This is a genomic window from Collinsella sp. An7, from assembly GCF_002159335.1.
In the GTDB taxonomy this organism is placed as follows: domain Bacteria; phylum Actinomycetota; class Coriobacteriia; order Coriobacteriales; family Coriobacteriaceae; genus Coprousia.
Window position 1 is genome coordinate 295,285 of the sequence record NZ_NFHP01000003.1, and the last position, 20,745, is coordinate 316,029.

The window sequence follows — 20,745 nt, forward strand, 5'->3', positions numbered from 1 at the left end:
CTTAGACTGCAGCGCCACCCTGACCCGTGTCTGAGCACCGCAGGTCTAAGACGCCTGCCTCTGTGGTCGCGCGTTCCGAACTTATTCGTCATTGGTCTGCGGAGCTCGGCCGCTGCGGTCGCGAACGCTCTGCTCCACGCGCCATTCCTCCCAACCACGGCCAGCGGGCTTCCAAAAGGCGCCGCGCTCCAGGCCGTCAGGAAGATACTGCTGGTCCACCCAACCCTCGGGATAATCGTGCGGATAGCGATACGGGCCGTACTCGTCTGAACCTGGACGATGCCGGTCGCGCAGGTGGTTGGGCACCTCGCGCTGGCCGCTCGTCCGGACGTCGGCGAGCGCGGCATCGATCGCCGCCTCACAGGCATTGGACTTGGGCGCAAGGGCGTTATAGATCGCTGCTTGGGCGAGGTTGATGCGACACTCGGGGTAACCGATCACCTCAGCGGCCTTAAAGGCAGCCTCCGCCACCAGAATCGCCTGCGGGTCGGCATTGCCGATATCCTCCGAGGCGGCGATGAGGATACGCCGTGCGATGAACTTGGGGTCCTCACCCGCATCGATCATGCGCGCCAGCCAGTACACCGCGGCATCGGGATCGCTGCCGCGCATCGACTTGATGAACGCGGAGATGATGTCGTAGTGCATGTCGCCCGATTTGTCGTACGAGAGACCGCGTCGGGGGTTTGCCATTTTAACGTCCTCGAGGGTGATGACGATTGGCCCATCATCGCCATCCCCCGCAACCGCTTCCGTTTCTGCGTGCGTATTCTCTGACGCAGGACGTGTAAGGGCAATCTCACTCGCAAGCTCAAGCGTGGTCAGCGCCGAGCGCGCATCGCCCGCCGCGAGCATGCAGATGGCGTTTACCACCTCATCCTCAGCAGTGAACTTGCCATTGAGCCCCTGCGGCGCCTTGAGTGCTCGGCGCACCAGAACCGCCACATCGTCGTTAGAGAGATGCTCGAGCTCAACTACCCGCGAGCGCGAGAGCAAGGCCGAGTTGACCTCAAAGTACGGGTTCTCCGTCGTAGCACCGATCATAACCACCGTGCGGTTCTCGACCGCATGGAGCAGCGCATCTTGCTGTGAGCGACTGAACCGGTGAATCTCGTCGATAAAGAGGATGGTCCGGCGGTCGTACGCCATGAGCCGTCGTTTGGCTTCGTCTATCTCGCGCCTGAGATCCTTGACCGTACCGGTTACGGCCGACACCTCGACAAACTCACTCCTTGTATGCGCGGCGATGATGCGCGCGAGCGTGGTCTTTCCCGTGCCAGCCGGCCCGTAGAGAATCATGCTCGAGAGCACGTCGTGCTCAATGGCCGAACGGAGCCACGAGCCCGGACCGACCGCTTTCTGCTGGCCCACGTACTCATCGAGCGTGGTGGGGCGCATACGGACGGCAAGCGGTGCGTTTTTGAGCGTGCGCTCGGTTTCTCCCTGGCTGAACAAGGTTTCCATGGCGTCCCTTCCCCGCGCGGCTCCGCGTGAACCGCGGTTGCGAAAGAGCTGGTATGCGTGCAGAATGAACTCGGCGATAGCCCACGGTGGAACTTGGGCAGCGCCGTTGGTTTTAGTTAGGGAAGTCGCCGCTTAGCGCCGACGCTTTCCCTTTGTATGCCTGCGAGCGACACCCTACGCAATGGGCACGAGGGCACTGCCGAGCCCGCTTCCATCATAGCATGGAGACGGGCTCTATCGTGTCAGAAACAAACATCTGTTCGCAATTTCCAGAGTCCAGCCGAGAGGACGAGCTTCAACCCACCTACTCGTTGATGTACGTCCGCCGTGGGAACTGAATCTCGGGGAACCACCGCGAAGCGAGCTCGGTAAAGTACCCATCGGTCATGCTTGCGATGTAATCAACCACCGTCTGATTGAGGTCGCGCTGCCAATCGTACGTGCGCCCATAGTAGGCCAGCGCCCGCTCGATACGGAAGATATGGTGCCGGAAGATGTAGCTCGACTCGTCGCGCAACCGCAGATCGGCCAGGCAGCGCTCGTACATAAGACTGAATGCCCGCGCAAGCTCCTCGGCCCGTTCTCCCTCGATGCCGCTCGACCGATAGATCTTTGCATAGTTTTCGGCCTTGGCGCGTCGAATCTCGGCAAAAAGGTCGCTGCTCATCTCGATATGGTCCTTGCCGTAGCTGTGCTCGATGATATCGGCCGAGGCATGCTCCAAGATCCAGGAGTTGTATGCGCCACCAAGCCCATCCTCAAAGGCATCTTCATCCAGAAGACCGGCCGCAATGGCATCCTGCCGATCGCGCCCGACGTAGGCGATGATGTCCGAGATGCGCACCACACAGCCCTCGAGCGTCATAGGGCGCAGATGCCCCACCGCGACGCCACCATCGGTGTAACAGCGCTCGACCGTCTCGTCGAACTCCGCAAAGCCGCTGAGACCCGACAGATAGAAGACCTGCTGCTCGTACTCCCCATTGTGCGTGAGGCACCCGTCGAGCGTCTGGAGAGTGAGGTTTCGCCCATAGAGCCGATCGAGTACGCGCACGGAGTGAACGTTATGGAAGAACCACCGGCCCGTGTGCTCACGGAACACCTCGTTGAGGCAGCGCTCACCGGCGTGGCCAAAGGGTGTATGGCCCAGGTCGTGCCCAAGGCCGATGGCCTCGATGAGGTCGCCGTTAAGCCCGAGTGCGTAGCCGATGTCGCGCGCGATGCGGGCTACGAGCTGCACATGGAGCCCGCGGCGCGAAAGATCGTCGTTGCTGCGGAAGCTGAATACCTGCGTCTTGCCGGCATAGCGGTTATAGGCCGGTGTGTGGATAATCTTCTCCACGTCACGCACAAAGGCCGGGCGCCAGATGCTCGCCGCATCCCCGGGGCGGTCCTCGCGGCGCAGGGCTGCAGCGTCAGGTGTGCGGAAAGGGTTTTGCCAACCGCGAGCGCGGTCATCGGTCATGCGCTCAATCAGCTCAGGAGAAAGGCTTCCCTGAATACGGCCCATGCGCTCCCGAACCTGCGCGCACGTCGTCTCTCGATCTGCGGCAGCCATGATTTGCTCCTCTCGGAATCGGTCACTCCATCATCGCACATCGGGCGGACAGAGCGCACGACAGCCGTATGTTTGAGCTCGAGAAGCGTATTGCCGAGCGGACGGGCATGTGTTGCAACGCGCAGTGCAGGTTCTTTAGATTACAATCTGCGACAACTACGGAGAAGCGAGTTCGCTGTTGCCGCAGATAGGCACTTAAACTCTCACTGGAGCCGCCTTGCACAACAACGTGTGTCAACCGCGTAGGTCGCCTTCCACGGTTGACGCGTTAGATTACACCCAGATAGTCAAGCTAAGAAGAAAGACGGGAACAAGAAACGGCAGCAAGGGCAACGAGGACTTTTTGCAGACAAGGCACCCGAGCGCCAGCACAAGGAGCGCTGTGGCGTAAGAGGCAACCGCGCGGATAGGACTCACCAGACAGAGCGCAAAAAGCGCCTTGAGGTCGCCCATCCCCTGCCCTGCCGTATGGCGCACACGGCGCCAGACCATCTCAAATGCTAGCAGTGCGCCGACCACTACGATCGCGGCAACACCGTGCATAAGCAGCCTCGAGAATCTGTCTCGCGCCGCACACAGGAGCGCCGCCGTTATCGCAAGGAGCAGGGCAAGGCCGTTAGGCAGCCGACGTTCACGCGCGTCGAACACCGCCGCGCAGATAAGTTCCACCGTCATCGCCACGTCGAAAACCGTACCTAGCGTCTCACCCATCTGGACCACCCCCGCTCTCTGGGAAGGCCATTATAGGGCCGGATCGTCCGAAACGAACACAACGGCACGAGTGCCGTTCTGCCGCCGTGGGGCCGTCGACTGCCGACCTCTATCCCGATATTACGTGCGACGCATGGGGCAAAGCTTCTAGACAGCAAAGCGGGGACGAAGGCTCAACCCTCGTCCCCGCTCAGAAGCGTTCCTATTGAGAAGCGCTTACCGCGCAGCGCTAGTCCTCCACGTAATCGCGCAGGCGCGTGGAGCGCGAGGGATGACGCAGCTTGGCAAGTGTCTTGGACTCGATCTGACGGATGCGCTCGCGCGTGACGCCAAACTCGCGGCCAACCTCCTCGAGGGTGCGCGGATGCCCGTCCACAAGGCCAAAGCGAAGCTCGATAACCTTGCGCTCACGGTCGGCAAGGGTATCGAGCACCTGCTGGAGTTGCTCCTGCAGCATGGAGAACGTCGCGGCATCGGGCGGAACGACGGCCTGATGGTCCTCGATGAAGTCTCCGAGCTGGGAGTCCTCCTCCTCGCCGATAGGCGTCTCGAGCGAGACCGGCTCCTGGCTGATCTTCTGGATCTCGCGCACACGGTCGGCCGACATGTCCATCTCGGCGCCGATCTCCTCGGGAGTCGGGTCGCGCCCAAGGTCCTGCAGGAGCTGGCGCTGCACACGGATGAGCTTGTTGATGGTCTCAACCATGTGCACGGGAATGCGAATGGTACGGGCCTGATCGGCGATGGCGCGCGTGATGGCCTGACGAATCCACCACGTGGCGTACGTGGAGAACTTGAAGCCCTTCTCGTAGTCGAACTTCTCGACCGCGCGGATCAGACCGAGATTGCCCTCCTGGATGAGGTCGAGGAAGAGCATGCCGCGGCCAACGTAGCGTTTGGCGATGGAGACCACCAGGCGAAGGTTCGCCGAGATCAGGGCCTGCTTGGCGTCGAGACCCACCTGCTCCACGCGCGTGAGGCGGCGCATCTCGGCACGGGTGAGCTCGAGCTCGCCGCGCTCGTGCGCCTCGAGCTTGTCGGTGGCGGCAAGACCGGCCTCGATCTTCATGGCGAGGTCGACCTCGTCCTCGGCGGTCAGAAGGTCGACCTTGCCGATCTCTTTGAGGTACATGCGCACGGGGTCGCCCGTGAGCATAACGGTCGAGGCGTCGATGCCGCGCGCGCGGGAGCGGGAGCGCGAGGTGCGCAGCGTGGACTTGCGCTTGGGCTTGGCAACGGAGGCCATCTCGGCGTCAGCGTTCTTAGCGGCGCGGACGTCCTCGTCCTCAAACTCGTCGTCATCGAGGTCGTCGCGAAGCACGCCCGCGTCGTCGCCGCCGAGCGAGGAGTCGTCATCGCCCTGCGAGACAATCTCGACGCCCTGCTCGCGGAGCGACCGGTAGAGACCGTTGAGCTCCGCATCGGAGACCTCGACGTCCTTGAGAACGATCTGGATGTCGTCCTCAGAAACCGAGCCCGTCCCAGACGCGCGCTCGAGGAGCTTGTCGACGTACGAATCGAGCTCGGCCGCGGTATTCTCATTCGCTTGAGGCACAGAGTCTCCCTTCAAGAGTCATAGGGTTCATTACTTTATCACACCTGTGTATACCCAGCAGGCTTTTGGTCGAAAACCCCCACGTTTCAATCATCACGACCCCGTCAAGCACTCGCCGCAGATCCGCCCGTGGGCACCAACCCCTCGGCAAATGGGTCGGCAACGCCCTCGAGCTCGCGTTCGAGCTCGCGCATGCGCGCGGCTCCCTGCGATGCCTGTATCGTGAGCTCACGGCGCTCCTCGCGCGTGAGGCCGCTCCCCTGCCGGAGCTTGCCCTGGGCGCTCCGCAAACGCCGCCGCACGGTAAAGAGCTCGAGCGTATCGAGGAGGAATTTGATGTTGACGTCGGTGGGATGCGCGCTCGTGGACGAGATACGGCCCGACGAGACGAGGGTTGCCGCCTCGGGACACACGGCGCGAGCGGCATCCATAGCCTCAACGGGCGTGGCGCCCTCCGGCGTGGCGAGCACCGCCCAGGCGATGGCCTCATGCCGGGGATCGACCCAATCGATGTCCACGATGCGCTCCGCATAGGCGCGGAAGGCGTCCGGATGCGCCGTGAGAAGCGTAAGGAGCTCGCGCTCGCTCGTGAGGGAGCGGCGCTCGAGCTCGGTCAGAACTACCGGGGCCGCGGCACCCGCACCGGTGGCCGAGGCGGGCACGTCGCCCGTCGTGCGCCACGGGTCATCCTCCGGCGCCGGCGGCACGGGGGCGACTCCATAGGCGTCGAGCGGCACCTCGTCATAGGGCTCCCTCGACGCCGGTGCAACCTGCGCGGTCGGAGTACGGTCGCGCCCTAGGGCCTGTGATGCCTGGTAGCGCTCGCGTGCGCCCGCCCGGCGCTCACGCTCGGCCTCCTCGCGTTCCACCTCGCGGAACACCCGCGGCGCGGCACTCCGTACGTTCTCGACATCGAGCCCCACACGGTCGGCAATCTTGAGGTAGTACGAATCGATCATGTAGCTCACACGAAGCGGATAGATGAGCCGCAGTGCCTCCTCGAGCGCGCGCGTGCGTCCGCCCGGCGTGGAGACATCCGAGCGCTCCTCGAGCTTGCGGAAGACAAACTCCATGAGGGGCTCGGAGGCGTCAAGACGTTCGCGCAGCGCGTCCCCGCCGTGCGCGGTGATGAACTCCATGGGGTCGTTGCCGTCGGGCAGCACGACGCAGCGCAGGTCAATGGCATCGCTCTCGATAAACTGGATAGCCCGCTCAGCCGCCTTCTGACCGGCAGCGTCCCCGTCAAAAAGGTAGATGATCTTCTTGGCAAAGCGGGTGAGCGTCTTTACGTGATGCTCGGTGAGGGCAGTGCCGAGCGTTGCCACGACGTTGCCGATCCCCGCCTCGTAGCAGGCGATGGCATCGGTGTAGCCCTCGACCACCACGGCCTCGGCCCGCGCGACGATCTGGTCTTTTGCCCAGTTAAAGCCGTAGAGGTTGCGCTTCTTGTGAAAGAGCGCTGTCTCGGCCGTGTTGAGGTACTTGGGCTGGCCGTCGCCCATAATGCGCCCGCCAAAAGCGATGCAGCGCCCAAGCTCGTCAAAGATGGGGAACATCACCCGGTCGTAGAAGCGGTCGGCAAGGTTGCCGCGGTCGCGCCGGATGGCAACGTTGGCGTCGATCATCTCCTGCGTCGTAAAGCCCTTGGAGGAGAGATGCGCCACAAGGCTCCCCCGCCCCGGTGCAAACCCCAGGCGGTAGCGCTTGCAGACGGCACCGCCCATCCCGCGCGAGGCAAAGTAGGCACGCGGACGGTTGTCCTTGCCGCGCATGAGCATGGTGTGGAAGAACTGCGAGGACTCCTCGCACACCTCGATGATGCGCGAACGCTTGGAACCGCGAGGGCGACCATCGTAATCGTCGTGGATTTCGATGCCCGCGCGGTCGGCCAGATAGCGGATCGACTCGGGGAACGAGAGGTTCTCGCGCTTCATGACGTAGGTAAAGCAGTCCCCGCCCTCACCGCAGCCAAAGCAATGCCATACCTGCGTGGCAGGGATGATGTGAAACGACGGTGTCTTCTCGCCGTGAAAGGGGCAGCAGCCCCAGAACTCCTTGTTGCGCGGTTGAAGCGGCACGGTCTCCTGCACAAGCGCCACGAGGTCGGTGGCGGCGCGGACCCGCTCGCGATCCTCGTCAGAGATCATCGCCGAGCTTCACCCCGCCCTCGCCAAACTCGGCACGCACCTCGGCGATGTTACCCAGAACCGCGGAAATGAGCTCCTCGGTGGAGTCAAAGACCCGCGAGGGACGCAGGCGGCGGTCAAAGGCAAGGGCACAGGTTGTACCGTAGAGCTCGCCGGAAAATCCAATGAGGTTGGCCTCGAGCGCGGCGGCACCGGGACGGTCGGCAAAGGTCGGGGGAACGCCGACGTTGATGGCGGCGGGCCACACCCACCCCTCGGTGAGCGCAAGCCCGGCGTAAACGCCGTCTGCGGGCATCTGAAGGCCAGCAGGCACGACGATGTTTGCCGTGGGAAAGCCCATATCGGACCCCTCGTGGCGGCCCTTGGAGACGATGCCGCGCACGGCAAAGCGACGTCCGAGCTCGTGAGCAGCGGCCACCACATCGCCCGCAGCAAGAAGGCCGCGGATGCGCGTGGCGGAGATGGGGACTCCATCGTCGCGCACAAGCTCGTGACCCGTCACGTCGATGCCGCGCGGGGCGCACCAGGCGCGGATGACCTCGACGGTGGAGGCCCCGCCCGCGCCGAGCCTAAAATCGCTCCCCACATGGATGGAGCACACACGGCAGACCGGGAAGAGCACCCGCTCAAAGAAGGCAGCGTGGTCGAGCGCCGCAAGCTCGCGGGTAAAGGGGACGACGATGACCCCGTCCACCCCCGTGGCGGCCAGCGCGCGCAGGCGCTCGGCCATGGGGAGCAGATGTGCCACCGGATCGCCCCCGAGCACGACGTCCGGATCGGGGTCAAAGGTCACGGCATAGGCGGCGCAACCCCGGTCGCGCGCGTCGGCAACCGTCCGGGCGATGAGCTCGCGGTGACCGGTGTGCAGGCCGTCAAAGGCGCCGATGGCGATGGCGGCGGGCCCTAAGGGCTCCGCCGCGTTGAGGTTGGGGATGCGGTAGATGGGTGCGGACTCGCGCGTGAGGAGGAAGTCGCGCGCAAGCTCCGAGCGGTCGGGCATCATAGGCGAACACCTCCAATAGGTTGCGGAAAGACCTGGTCCATCACGATAGAGCTGGCGTCCACGTGGGCGAGTGCCACGAGCTCACCGGCAATCGAGAGCCCAAGGCTCGCCGATCGCTCGGGCACGGTACCTTCGCCGAGCACGCGACCGGGCAGCGCCTCAAAGGGCAGGCGACGACCGCAGAGGACGTCACTTCGCCAGCGCTCGGCGAGCGCAACCCCCTGCACGCCCAGAGCAGCAACAGGATCGATTGCGCGGGCGCGCGCCTCGCGCACCGTGAGGCCGTCGAGCGCCAGGCATGAGCCGATGCCGATGCCACCCGAGGCCGTGCGACGGAGCTCGGCGAGATGCGCCGCACTACCGAGTGCGCGGCCGAGGTCGCGCGCAAGCGCCCGGATGTAGGTGCCCTTGCTCACCGTGAAGGCGACCGTCCAGAGCGGGCGGCCGTCTTTTTCCTCGATACCCAAAAGAAGGGCATCGAATACCTCGATGGGGCGTGCGGGAAGCTCAACCGCCTCGCCCGCACGGGCGCGCTTGTAAGAGCGCACACCGTCAACCGAGATGGCCGAGAACGCCGGCGGCACCTGCTCCTGGGGACCTAAGGTGCGGGCCAGCGCCTCAACGGCAAACGCGGGGTCGAAGAGCTCCGCGGGGATGTCGGCCGTGCGGGTGACTTCGCCCTCGGCGTCGTCGGTATTGGTCTCGGCACCAAAGAGAATCTGCGCCACGTAGGCCTTGGTGTTGAGCGTGAGGAGTCCCAAGAGGCGCGTGGCTTGCCCCACGCCCACCACCATGACGCCCGTGGCGAGCGGGTCGAGCGTGCCGGCATGCCCCACGCGCCGCTCGTTGAGGGCGCGTCGCACGCGCGCGACAACGTCGTGCGAGGTCATACCGGCAGGCTTGTCGATGCCGATAAGCAGATTGAGGGTGCTCGGGGTACGTTTTGCCATGCGCGACCCCTAGAGCGTTACGCAGATGCTTGCGGGGTCGGCCCCCACGAGCTCGGCGAGTTGCGGCAGGGCGCGCTCAAGCGCCTCCTCGATCGTTCCCTTATAGGTAAAGCCAGCTGCGGCGGCGTGCCCACCCCCTCCAAAGGAGGCGGCAACGCCCGACACGTCGAGCGCGCCCTTGGAGCGCAGGTTGCCCCGGATGCATCCTGGCTGGGACTCCTTGAGAAAGAGGCACACCTCCACCCCCTGCACCGAGCGCACCACGTCAACTAGGCCATCGCACTCGTCCTGGCTCACATGACGGCGCTCGAGGTCGGCCGCGCGGGCAAAGCTATAGGCCACGCGGCCATCGGCCACGGTCTTGATGCGGCCCATGACGAGCGACTCGAGTCTGAGGTACTCGATACGCTGGCTCTGGTAGACCTCAAGCGCGATGCGCGCGGGGTCGGCACCGTGAGAGACCAGGTGCGCAGCCACGGCAAAGGCGGCAGGGTCGGCGTTTTGATACTGGAAACGCCCGGTATCGGTAACGATGCCACAGAGCAGCGCCGTGGCAAGCCCGGGGGTGAGCTCATAGCCCGTCACCGCAAGGTACTTGTCGATGAGCACGGCCGTCGCCGCGCAGTTAACGCGGCGAACCGCCACCTCGGCAAACTCCTGGCGGCAGGGGTGATGGTCAAAGGTCACCACGTGGGACGCGCGGCGCGCGATCTCGGCGGAATCCGCCAAGCGCTCGAGCACGGGGCAGTCTACAGCGATAAAGAGGTCGGGCGAGAGCGCATACCGACATGCAGGCGCGAGCTCCTCCGCACCCTCAAGGAAACGGTAGATGCGCGGCACGGGCGCGTCATCGGCCAGAAGGAAGGCGATGTCCTTCTGCGGATACCGCGCACGCAGGGCGAGCCCGAGCCCCAAGACGGAGCCGAGCGCATCGCCATCCGGGGAGGTGTGCCCCGAGATGGCGATGGTATCGGCGCCCTCGATGAGCTCGGTGATGCGCTGGAACGCCTCGGCAAACTCGCAGGCGTCCTCTCGAGGAGGCTCCTTATGCACGGGCCCCCTCCTCGTCGTCGGCAGCATAGGCCTCGTCGGCCAGAGCCTCATCGGCATCAGCCGAGAGGTCGTCCGCGTTGGCAGTCTCGTCGTCCACCAGCGGGTAGCCCTCGTCGTCCTTGGCGACGGAAAGGGTCTCGGGGACGTTCTCGAGCGCGCGGGCGATCCGCTCGGCCTCGTCGGTCGACCGGTCGATCCTAAACTCGAGCTCCGGCGTCACGCGCCAGTCGAGCGCGCGGGCGAGCAGGCTCCGGATACGGCCCTTGGCGCTGTTGAGCGCTTCGAGCACCTCCTCATAGCGATCGCCCTCGCACGACACAAAGATCCGCGCGAAGGAGCGGTCCTGCGTGACCTCGACGCCGGTGAGCGTCACGAGGTCGAGACGCGGGTCCGCGATCTCAAAAAGCAGGATATAGCCGAGCTTCTCGCGCAGCTGTGCGGAGAGGCGGCGCGTCACGCTGTTCTGCTTCACGGCAAGAACCCTCCCCTACTCGGTGCGGGCGACCTCGACGACCTTGTACGCCTCGAGAATGTCGCCCACCTTGATGTCCTGGAACTTCTCGATGCCCAGACCGCACTCGTAGCCGGCCTTGACGCTCTTGACGTCATCCTTAAAGCGGCGCATCGAGCCGAAGTTGCCATCGAACACCACAACGCCGTCGCGCACGACGCGGACCTTGTCGGTGCGCTCGATCTCGCCCTCGGTGACCATGCAGCCCGCGATGAGGCCGGCCTTGGGCACGCGGAAGGTCTCGCGGACCTCGGCGGTACCGGTCTGGACCTCCTCCTCGGTGGGCTTGAGCATACCGATGCGCGCGGCATCGATGTCCTCGATCGCCTTGTAGATGATCGAGTAGGTCTTGATCTGCACGTTCTCGCGCTCGGCGAGGTCGCGGGCCTTAGCCTGCGGACGCACGCCAAAGCCGACGATGATGGCGTTGGAGGCGGCGGCGAGAATCACGTCGGTCTCGGAAATGGCACCAACCGCAGAGTGGATGATGTTGATGCGCACCTCGGACTGGTCCATCTTGCCGAGCGCATCGGCGAGCGCCTCGATGGAGCCCTGAACGTCTGCCTTGACGACGAGGTTGAGCTCCTTGAGCTCGTTTTCGTTCATCTCGTCGAAGAGCGTCTCGAGCGTGACGTGCTTGACCTTGGACTGCTCCTCGATGCGGGCCTTGAGCGCACGCTCGTCAGCGAGCTTCTTGGCGTCACGCTCGTCCTCAAAGACGCGGAACTCGTCACCGGCAACGGGCACGGCGTCGAGGCCGAGAATCTCGGCGGCATCGGAGGGACGGGCAGCATCCTTGGGCCGGCCGTGCTGGTCGAGCATGGCGCGCACGCGGCCAAAGCAGGTACCGGCCACCACAGCGTCGCCCACATGGAGCGTACCGCGGTTGACGATCACCGTGGCCACCGGGCCGCGGCCGCGATCGAGCTTGCCCTCGAGGATGTAGCCCGAGGCAAAGGTGTCGGGGTTGGCCTTGAGCTCGAGGACGTCGGCCTGGAGTAGGATCGTCTCGAGCAGGTCGTCGATGCCGTCGCGCGTCTTGGCCGACACGTTGACGAACATGTTCTGGCCGCCCCACTCCTCGGGGATGACGCCGTACTCCACGAGCTCCTGACGGACGCGGTCAGGATTGGCATCGGGCTTATCGCACTTGTTGACGGCCACGACGATGGGCACGCCGGCTGCCTTGGAGTGGTTGATGGCCTCGATGGTCTGCGGCATGACACCGTCATCGGCAGCAACGACGAGGACGACGACGTCGGTGACCTTGGCTCCGCGGGCACGCATGGCGGTGAACGCCTCGTGACCCGGGGTGTCGACGAAGGTGATCTGACGGCCGTTGATCATGATCTCAGACGCACCGATGTGCTGGGTGATGCCGCCGGCCTCGTGCGCGGCCACGCCGGTGTGGCGGATCGCGTCGAGGAGCGACGTCTTACCGTGGTCGACGTGGCCCATAACGGTAACCACCGGCGGACGCGGCTTGAGGGAGGCGGGATCGTCGTAGAACGTGAAGGAGTTCTCCTCCTCGGGGGAGATGATCTTGATCTGGCGACCAAGGTCGTCTGCCACGAGCTCCACGAGGTCGGTGGACATCGACTGCGTCATGGTGAGCGGCGTGCCCAGCAGGAAGAGGCGCTTGATGATGTCGTTGGCGGGCACGTCGAGGGCCTCGGCAAGCTCGGCCACGGTCACACCCTCGGAGACGCGCACGGCGTCGAGTTCCTCCACGGAGATGCCCTGGGCCTTGGCCTCCTCGAGCTTCTTCTCCTGGCGTGCGGCCTCGGCCTCGCGCTCGCGCTTCTCCTTGCGCTTCTTGCGGCGGCCCGTGGACTCACGGCTCGCCTCCTCAACGGCGGCACGGGCCTCCTCGAGCACCTTCTCGCGGCTGTACTCCTCGGCCTCGCGCGCCATGCGGCTGTAGCGGTCTTCCTCGGCTGCGTGTCCACCACGGCGGCGCTTACCCTTGCCAGCCTTCTCGGGCGCGGGCATGTCCATACCGGCGGGGACTGCCGGTGCGGAGGCGTTGCGACGATGGCTCGGGGCGGCATCGCGACCCGCGGAGGCACGACCGCCGCGGCGATCGCCCTTACGGGCGGCGCGCTCCGTCGCCTGCTGCTTCTTGGCGACCTCCTCGTGCTCCTTCTTCTCCTTGAGCACGACCTCCTGCTGGGCGATCTGGTCGAGCAGCGACCGGAAGCGCTGGCCGGAGTCGGTTGCCGGCACGGCGCGGCGCTTGGCCTCGAGCTCAGCCTCGCGAGCCTCGCGCTCGGCGCGGTCGCGGGCCTCCTGCTCGGCAGCGGCCTGGGCGGCACGCGCGCACTCCTCGGCGGCGGCAGCAGCGAGCGAGAGCCTGCGCTCCTCCTCGCGGCGCGCCTCGGCGGCAAGACGGGCCTCCTCCTCGGCCTGGGCCTTCGCGGCCTCCTCGGCGGCGGCGGCCTCCTCCTCGGCCTTACGGGCGGCCTCGATCTCGGCGGCGCGGGCCTCGAGCACCGGCGCGAGCTTCTTGCGCACCATGGACACGTAGGCGTCCTCAAGCGCCGAGGACGGGGTCTTGGCGGGGATCTTCATTTCTTCAAGGTGCCCCAAGAGCTCCTTGGAGGTCATACCGAATTCTTTGGCAAGGCTCGAGACGCGAATCTTAGCCATACCTTTCACCTACCTCTCGGGCACGCGAGCGTGCACCAGACGAACGACGGATCGAGCGCGGGGCCGGCGGACGGCTGAGCCGGAGCCGCTCCGAGCGCTAGATCAGGTCCTCCGCAGCGTCGATGGCATCCTGCTCGTGCACGCCGCAGAAGCGCGAACCCGGGCGGGCCTGGTTGCGGCACTGGACACCGTCCTCGCTCACATACTGGCAGCGCGCCGGCTCTTCGCCCTCATCGATGAGGCTCTCCTCGGGCTCCGGACGCGCGGGGATGTTGCGCAGGATGTCCGCGGCGAGCGACTCGCTCTTGATGTCGATGTGCCAGCCGGTGAGGCGGGCGGCGAGGCGGGCGTTCTGCCCCTCCTTGCCGATGGCGAGCGAGAGCTGGTCGTCGGGCACGATCACGCCGGCGTAGTTCTTCTCCTCGTCGATGAGCACGCGGGTGACCTTGGCCGGCGAGAGGGCGTTGGCCACGTAGCGCGACGGGTCGGCGTCCCAGAGGATAACGTCAACGCGCTCACCGCGGAGCTCCGAGACAACGGTACGCACACGGCTGCCCTTGGGACCCACGCAGGCGCCCACCGGGTCGAGGCGCGGGTCGAGCGAGCGCACGGCCACCTTAGAGCGCTGACCGGGCTCGCGGGCAACGCTCATGACCTCGACGGTGCCCTCGTAGACCTCAGGAACCTCGAGCTCAAAGAGGCGACGGATGAGCATGGGGTGCGTACGACTGATGACAATGGGCGGACGCGAGTGCTCGCCGCGCACCGGCTGCACGGTGCTGTTGGGGTCGCGCACGTCGATGATAACGGCCTTGATACGCTGGTTGTGCAGGTAGCGCTCGCCCGCCGGGCGCTCGTTGCGCTCGGTGGGGTTGCCGTCCTCGTCGTGATGACGGCGCAGGTCAAAGTGCGGAAGCTCGGCCTCGACGCCCTCGCGGATCTTGACGATCGTAAAGTCGGGGGTCGACTGCAGAACGGTACCGGTGATGATGTCGCCGATGCGGTCGGAGAACTCCTCAAAGATCTGCTGACGCGCGGAGTTGCGCACGATGGCGTTGATCTCCTCCTTGGCATGCTTTGCCGCGATGCGGCTCGTGTCCTTGGGAGTCACATCGCGCTTGGTGAACTCGGCGTACTCGTCGGTCTCCTCGTTGTAGGACTCCTCGACGGGCACGAGCTCATAGACGTAGACCTTGCCCGTGGCGCGGTCGATGGTGACCTCGGCGCCAAAGGGCAGGTGCAGGATGTCGGTGTAGCTCTTGGCGAGCGACTCCTCCAGGCGATCGATCAGGTAGAGCTGGTCGATGTGCTTCTCCTGGCAGAGCTCCATGAGCGCTTCCATCATCTGGGATGCCATGTCTACTTCCCTTCCTTCTTGCCCTTGAAGTCGTAGACCGGCTTCAGGGTACACTTCTTAACCTCGTCAAAGGAGATGGTCACCTGCTCGTCGCCCTCGAGCACAAGCGTGACGGCGGCGTCGTCCGCCGACTCGATACGCCCCTTGTAACGGCGGCGACCCTCGGTGGCGGTGGTGGTGAGCTCGACATCCTCGCCGACAAAACGGGCGAAGTCGCGCGGGCGGCGGAGCGGGCGCGCCATGCCGGCGCTAGACACCTCGAGGGTGTAGGAACCGCTCACGGGGTCGAGCGCCTCGATGGCGTCGGAGACCCAGCCGGTCTCGGCCGTGATCTGGTCGAGCGTAAAGGCCGAACCGTCGGCCCCCTCGATGCGCACCCGCACGCAGGGCGCCTTGGTAGCGCCGGTGAGCTCGACGTCGACGATGTCGACCCCGTGCTCTGCGGCGAGCTCCTCGAGCGCGTCAATGATGCGCTGCTCGGTCGGGCTCTTGACCATCAACCCCTCCTTCTCAAACAAGAAGGGAACAGGGCAAATGCCCCGCTCCCTTCTCTACAACAACGTCAATTACCAGCTACAGAGCTTAGCACAAGCGCAAATGGGTGTGAAGTGCGCCGATTCTCCACACTTCGTCCACGAACAGGCACGTGGTTAACTAGAGAAGCGATCAGCTCCACCAGGTCGGCAGGAGGTCGGCCAGCCGAACGGTACAAAAGGTGTTGGCGTCGGCAAGAATCTCGATAGCGGCCGCATCTCCCCCGAGCTGCATCATGAGCTCGCGGCAGGCGCCACATGGCATGCCGACGCTGCCATCGGGCATGAGGACCACTAACCGCACGATATGGCCCTCCCCCTCAGTGACCATGTGGGCTATGGCATTGCGCTCGGCACACATGCCAAGCGAGCAGGCAGTGTCGATGCAAACGCCCGAGAAGATGCTCCCCGACGACGTCTGCAGCGCAGCCGCGACGTCTCCCGCTTCGACAAGCTCTGACACCGCGCGTGGGTTCTGCACCCGTCTCGCTGCGCTGATAAGCTCGTCCCAAATTGTTGAAGTTTTCATCGTTGTGACCATCCCCATGAGGCTCGAGCGCAGCGCGGCGCAAGGGTTTATCGAAACCTGAATATATCGACTGCAGTATGCGCGCTTTTGCATGCGGCATCAAACGAGGATTCTCAGAGCAAAGCTAAAACACCTAACGCTGGTCAAAATCTGGAGAAATCAACGATTCCCACAGCCCACGCGAGGCATGCTGGGGGCACGAAAGCCAATGGCCAACAAGAAACCGCAGGTCGGCACGCATGCATCCAAGCTAAACCCACAGACAATCGTTGATTTCTCCGGATTTTGACCAGCAAGCGGTCCAGCCTGAGAAAAGCAGCCCCAATGCCCGCAATGATCAACCGTGTGGGCAACCGTAAACATGAAAAGGGGCGAAGGATGACCATCCGGCCGTCCTTCGCCCCTTAAGCAACAAGGTTGCGGCTCAAGCGCGCAAGCGCTACTTGGCAACGATGTTGACGAGCTTGCCGGGCACGACGATGACCTTCATGACCGTCTTGCCCTCAACCCACTTGGACGCGCTCTCGAGTGCCGCGCGCTCAACCTCGTCTTTGGTGGCGTTGACCGAGACGTTGATGCGGCAGCGCACCTTGCCGAGCACCTGAACGGCAATCTCGACCGTGTCGCTCGCGGCCTCGGCAACGTCAAACTCCGGCCAGGGGGCGGTGTACGCGCTGCCCTCGTTGCCGAGCGCCTCGTGCCAAAGCTCATCGGCCCAGAAGGGGCAGATGGGCGCAAGCGCGCTCACGATATCGGTCGCAACCAGGCGGCAGAGCGCCGCATCGCGCGACTCCGGCGCAGACTCGGTGGCGTTGAGATAGGCCGAGGCAGCGTTCACGAGCTGCATGATCGCCGAGATGGCGGTGTTGAACTGCTGACGGTCGAAGTCCTCCGTGCACTTGGCGAGCGTGCGGTGGCGTTCGCGGTAGAGGGTGAGCGCCGCCTCATCGAGCGCACCCTTGTTGAGCACCGCCGCGGCATCGCCCGCGTTGACGAGCTGCCAGACGATACGCCAGGCGCGGCGGATAAAGCGGTTGGCACCCGCCACGGCCTCCTCGTCCCAGTCAAAGTCCTTCTCGGGCGGCGCGATAAAGAGGATCGCGAGGCGCATGGTGTCGGCACCGTAGGGCTCGATCACGCTCGAAGGCGGCACAACGTTGCCCTTGGACTTGGACATGGTATCGCCGTTGGCGTCCTTGACCATGCCCTGGCAGAGCAGGTTGGTAAAGGGCTCGTCCACGTCGAGCAACCCCAGGTCGCGCAGGGCCTTGGTAAAGAAGCGGCTGTAGAGGAGGTGCAGGATCGCATGCTCGATGCCACCGATGTAGTTGTCGACGGGCATCCAGCGATCGGCCGCCTCGCGGGAGAACGGCAGCGCTTCGTTGTGCGGATCGCAATAGCGCAGGTAGTACCAGCTGGAGCACGTAAAGGTGTCCATGGTGTCGGTCTCGCGGCGCGCCGGGCGACCGCACACCGGGCAGGTGGTCTCGTAGAACTCCTTGCACTCGGCGAGGGTCTCGCCGGCTCCCAGGTCGAGGTTGTCGGGGAGCGTCACGGGCAGCTGGTCCTCGGGCACCGGTACGATGCCGCAATGATCACAGTGGACCGCGGGGATGGGGTTGCCCCAATAGCGCTGACGGGAGATGAGCCAGTCGCGCAGACGGAACTCGACCTTGCGGCGACCCGTGCCGGCAGCTTCGAGATCCGCGACGATCGCGGCCTCGGCCTCGGAGTGCTTGCCGCCGCGCATGCCGGTGTACTTACCGGACTGCACGAGCGTGCCCTCGGCGGTATGCGCCTCGGTCCAATCGACGGATTCCGCATGATAGGTATCGATCGACTCGCCCGTGGCCTCAACGGCGGCGCGATCCTCATCAGTTAGGATGATGGGAACGATGGGCAGGCCATATTTGCGTGCGAACTCAAAGTCGCGCTGGTCGCCGCACGGAACGGCCATGACCGCGCCGGTGCCGTAGTCGGAGACGATGTAGTCGGCGACCCACACGGGCACCTTCGTGCCCGACACCGGGTTGACCACGTAGCGCCCCGTGAAGGCGCCATGCTTCTCCAGCGTGCCTTGAGCGCGCTCCACGGCCGAAATCTTCTTGGCGCCCTCGATGACGGCCTTCACATCGCGCTCGTACGGCGTGCCGGCCACGAGGTCCATGAGTCCCTCGTATTCGGGAGCCAGCAGGAAGAAGGTGCACCCGAAGAGCGTGTCGGCGCGCGTGGTGAAGACGGTGATCTTGCCCTCGTCGCCCGCGATGGGCTCGCCCTCGGCGTCGCAGAGGGTAAAGTCGACCTCCGCACCCTCAGAGCGGCCGATCCAGTTGGCCTGCATCTGCTTGACGCGCTCGGGCCAGCCGGGAAGCTTGTCGAGGTCGTCCAAGAGCTCCTGGGCGTAGTCGGTGATCTTGAAGTACCACTGCTCGAGGTCACGCTTCTCGGGTTCGGAGCCGCAGCGCCAGCACTTGCCCTCGGTGACCTGCTCGTTGGCGAGCACGGTTTTGCAGGTGGGGCACCAGTTGACAGGACTCCTTTTGCGATAGACGAGCCCGCGCTCCCAGAGCTTCTCAAAGATCCACTGACCCCACTTGTAGTAATCGGGGTCGCAGGTCTTTACCAGGCGGTCCATATCGTAGGAGAAGCCCATGCGCCGCATGGTGGCAAGCGCTTGGTCCATGTTCTTGTACGTCCACTCGGCAGCCTGCGTGTTGTGCTTGATGGCGGCGTTCTCGGCCGGCAGGCCAAACGCATCAAAGCCGATGGGATGCAGCACGTCAAAGCCGCGCATACGTGCCTGGCGCGCCATGGCGTCGCCGATGGTGTAGTTGCGCGCGTGACCCATGTGCAGGTCGCCCGAGGGGTACGGGAACATCTCGAGTACGTACTTCTTGGGCTTGCTGGGGTCGGTATCGACGGCAAAGAGGTTCTCCTCGTCCCAGATGCGCATCCACTTGGCCTCAATGGCCTGTGCATCATAGGCGGGAATCTCCCCGGGGGCGTGCTTGTGGTCGGCACAGTCGCACATGTGCTGCTCCTTTTACTGAGGGAGCGGGTTTCCCCTTCTCCTCCCCGCTGCGAACAGTCCTGACTCGCACGGAGGCGCCACTGGCGCCTCCGGCTCGTGCGGAACTTGCGGGGAGGAGAAGGGGAAACCCGCTGCCATAGTGGTAACGAGCTTGATTCTAGCAAAAACGCCATTGCAGGTGAACGTCGGGTCGAGCGCGTAACGAGAACGTGGCAAGGGCGAATATCGAAAATGCACGGTGCTTAGCAGGTCCGAGTGGGCACGAAACGAAGGAACGTGTGAAAGTCCGGGGCTGCAGGCTCAGACTGCAAAACAGCGTTGAACGCCTGTGCCTTAGGCGCGACCTTCTAGCTGGAGGATGGTGTTGACGTTGGCTATCTCCGTGTCGTTGAGCGGGGTCTTCATGCTGTCGAACTCCTCTGCCGTGTAGCGCGGCTCGTACCAGCTCGTTGACTCAAAATGCTGTTGCAGGCAGGAGTCGCCGAACATGCGGCCGTGGCGGGCAAAGATCTCGTTGCGGGCGATGAAGAGCTCGTCGCTCGTGAGGTCGGAAAGCTCGGTGGCCGTGTAGCGATGCGTGTCGCTGTCTGGCAAGATCCACTCGGCGGTATCGACGTCTGCGCCCTCCTCGGGGATGAAGGCGTGGTAGCCCATCGAGGCACTGCCGCGGTATCCGCTCTCGCCCGCGAGCGAGACCGAAAGGGTGCGGTCCTCGCCGAGCGTCTCAGCGTCTGCGACATAGGTGATCTGGCAGGCGCCCGTCGCCGGCTCGAAGGTAAAGCCCGTAATGGCAGGCTCCGAGGATTCGCCCGTCTCGTCGGTCTCGGTAAGGTGCACCGCATCGGCCGTGAGCGTGGGCAGTGCCGAGCCGTCGGAAGTCGAGAACGCGAGATTAGCCGTCACCGTGGGAAACGCCTCATCGGCAAGCGAGGTAAAGCGCATGTTGAGGCGTGGGAGCGACATATCCGCATCAGCCTTCTCGCTCTGGATGCGCTCCTCCGCGCGCGCCGCCACATCGGCGTCGACACCCGCGACCACCGCCATCGCGCCGAGGGCAAAGCCCCCGGCGATCACCACAAGCGCCACGAACGTGCCGAGCGCGACGGCGCAGCCCTGATGAGCGCTCCCCCACCGGACGACGCGCGTAAGCGGACCGCAGCGATCATCCGAGCGAGGCGTCGCGGCATCCGAAGCATCCGGCGAAGCGGGGCCTTCTGCTGCGTCTCGTGCATACGCGCCGTCGGCATGCCCCACAAGCGCATCCTCGACAGGCACATGGGCCGCGGCAAGATCATCTGCAGCGAGCACCGTCGTCTCGTCAGCCGCGTGGTCCGTGCCAAACGCGCCCGTCGCGTCGCGCGCAGTCACGGGCGCAGCGTCATCCCACAGCGTGCCGTCTTCGTCCGCGCCGGACTGCGGCGCAGCAGACGCTCCATCCCATCCGCCCGTGGCGGTATCCTCAAGCCCCTCGTGATCCACGGTCCATCACCCTTCCGCTCAGCAAGGGGGTACAGCCTTCTCCTGAGTATACGCAAGACCGCCCCGCGCACAACGGGGTGCACGGAGCGGTTTAACGGGCAGCGGGACCAGAAGCGCAGTGCCGCGCTGCAGAACGAAACAACAACAGACGCCGAGCAACAGGTTGTAACAACAAAGCACGATTGCGCCCTCTTATTGTTACAAACCGCCACCTG

At 64.7% G+C, this 20,745-nt stretch carries 15 protein-coding genes; all 15 read right to left on the minus strand.

From position 1 onward, the window contains the following. Nucleotides 1-81 precede the first annotated feature (81 nt). Nucleotides 82-1,464, minus strand: a complete 1,383-nt coding sequence (locus B5G20_RS05330) for a replication-associated recombination protein A (protein WP_087355741.1) — start codon at nt 1,462-1,464, stop codon at nt 82-84. A gap of 304 nt (nt 1,465-1,768) precedes the next feature. Further along, nucleotides 1,769-3,022, minus strand: coding sequence for an HD domain-containing protein (locus B5G20_RS05335; protein WP_087355743.1), 1,254 nt, complete (start codon nt 3,020-3,022; stop codon nt 1,769-1,771). A 273-nt stretch (nt 3,023-3,295) separates the two neighbouring features. Next, entirely contained in the window at nt 3,296-3,733 is a 438-nt protein-coding gene (locus B5G20_RS05340) for a prepilin peptidase (RefSeq protein WP_087355816.1), read from the minus strand. Nucleotides 3,734-3,962: 229 nt separating this feature from the next. Continuing rightward, nucleotides 3,963-5,288 (minus strand): RNA polymerase sigma factor RpoD, encoded by a 1,326-nt coding sequence (gene rpoD / locus B5G20_RS05345; RefSeq protein ID WP_087355745.1) that lies wholly within the window; start codon nt 5,286-5,288, stop codon nt 3,963-3,965. Nucleotides 5,289-5,392: 104 nt separating this feature from the next. After that, complete coding sequence (gene dnaG, locus B5G20_RS05350; protein WP_087355747.1) at nt 5,393-7,435, minus strand: DNA primase; 2,043 nt, start codon at nt 7,433-7,435, stop codon at nt 5,393-5,395. Beyond that, nucleotides 7,425-8,438 (minus strand): riboflavin biosynthesis protein RibF, encoded by a 1,014-nt coding sequence (ribF, locus tag B5G20_RS05355; protein WP_239286884.1) that lies wholly within the window; start codon nt 8,436-8,438, stop codon nt 7,425-7,427. Before ribF ends, dnaG begins: the two co-directional genes overlap by 11 nt. After that, entirely contained in the window at nt 8,435-9,388 is a 954-nt protein-coding gene (gene truB, locus B5G20_RS05360) for a tRNA pseudouridine(55) synthase TruB (protein ID WP_087355749.1), read from the minus strand. The genes ribF and truB overlap by 4 nt, the downstream gene beginning before the upstream one ends. A gap of 9 nt (nt 9,389-9,397) precedes the next feature. Beyond that, entirely contained in the window at nt 9,398-10,441 is a 1,044-nt protein-coding gene (locus tag B5G20_RS05365; RefSeq protein ID WP_239286885.1) for a DHH family phosphoesterase, read from the minus strand. After that, the gene (gene rbfA, locus B5G20_RS05370) at nt 10,434-10,913 is read right to left on the minus strand and encodes a 30S ribosome-binding factor RbfA (RefSeq protein WP_087355752.1); all 480 of its coding nucleotides are present in this window, start codon (nt 10,911-10,913) and stop codon (nt 10,434-10,436) included. Before rbfA ends, B5G20_RS05365 begins: the two co-directional genes overlap by 8 nt. Nucleotides 10,914-10,928: 15 nt before the next feature. Beyond that, the gene (gene infB / locus B5G20_RS05375) at nt 10,929-13,601 is read right to left on the minus strand and encodes a translation initiation factor IF-2 (RefSeq protein WP_087355756.1); all 2,673 of its coding nucleotides are present in this window, start codon (nt 13,599-13,601) and stop codon (nt 10,929-10,931) included. 97 nt (nt 13,602-13,698) lie between these two features. After that, complete coding sequence (nusA, locus tag B5G20_RS05380) at nt 13,699-14,958, minus strand: transcription termination factor NusA (RefSeq protein WP_087355758.1); 1,260 nt, start codon at nt 14,956-14,958, stop codon at nt 13,699-13,701. Nucleotides 14,959-14,960: 2 nt separating this feature from the next. Continuing rightward, entirely contained in the window at nt 14,961-15,455 is a 495-nt protein-coding gene (rimP, locus tag B5G20_RS05385) for a ribosome maturation factor RimP (RefSeq protein WP_087355760.1), read from the minus strand. 169 nt (nt 15,456-15,624) lie between these two features. Further along, nucleotides 15,625-15,954 (minus strand): cytidine deaminase, encoded by a 330-nt coding sequence (locus B5G20_RS05390; protein ID WP_204207657.1) that lies wholly within the window; start codon nt 15,952-15,954, stop codon nt 15,625-15,627. 505 nt (nt 15,955-16,459) lie between these two features. Continuing rightward, nucleotides 16,460-19,051: a leucine--tRNA ligase gene (gene leuS, locus B5G20_RS05395; protein ID WP_087355764.1), complete on the minus strand. Its 2,592-nt coding sequence runs from the start codon at nt 19,049-19,051 to the stop codon at nt 16,460-16,462. Nucleotides 19,052-19,384: 333 nt separating this feature from the next. Continuing rightward, nucleotides 19,385-20,530, minus strand: a complete 1,146-nt coding sequence (locus B5G20_RS10155) for a YARHG domain-containing protein (RefSeq protein ID WP_143750229.1) — start codon at nt 20,528-20,530, stop codon at nt 19,385-19,387. Between the last annotated feature and the right edge of the window lie 215 nt (nt 20,531-20,745).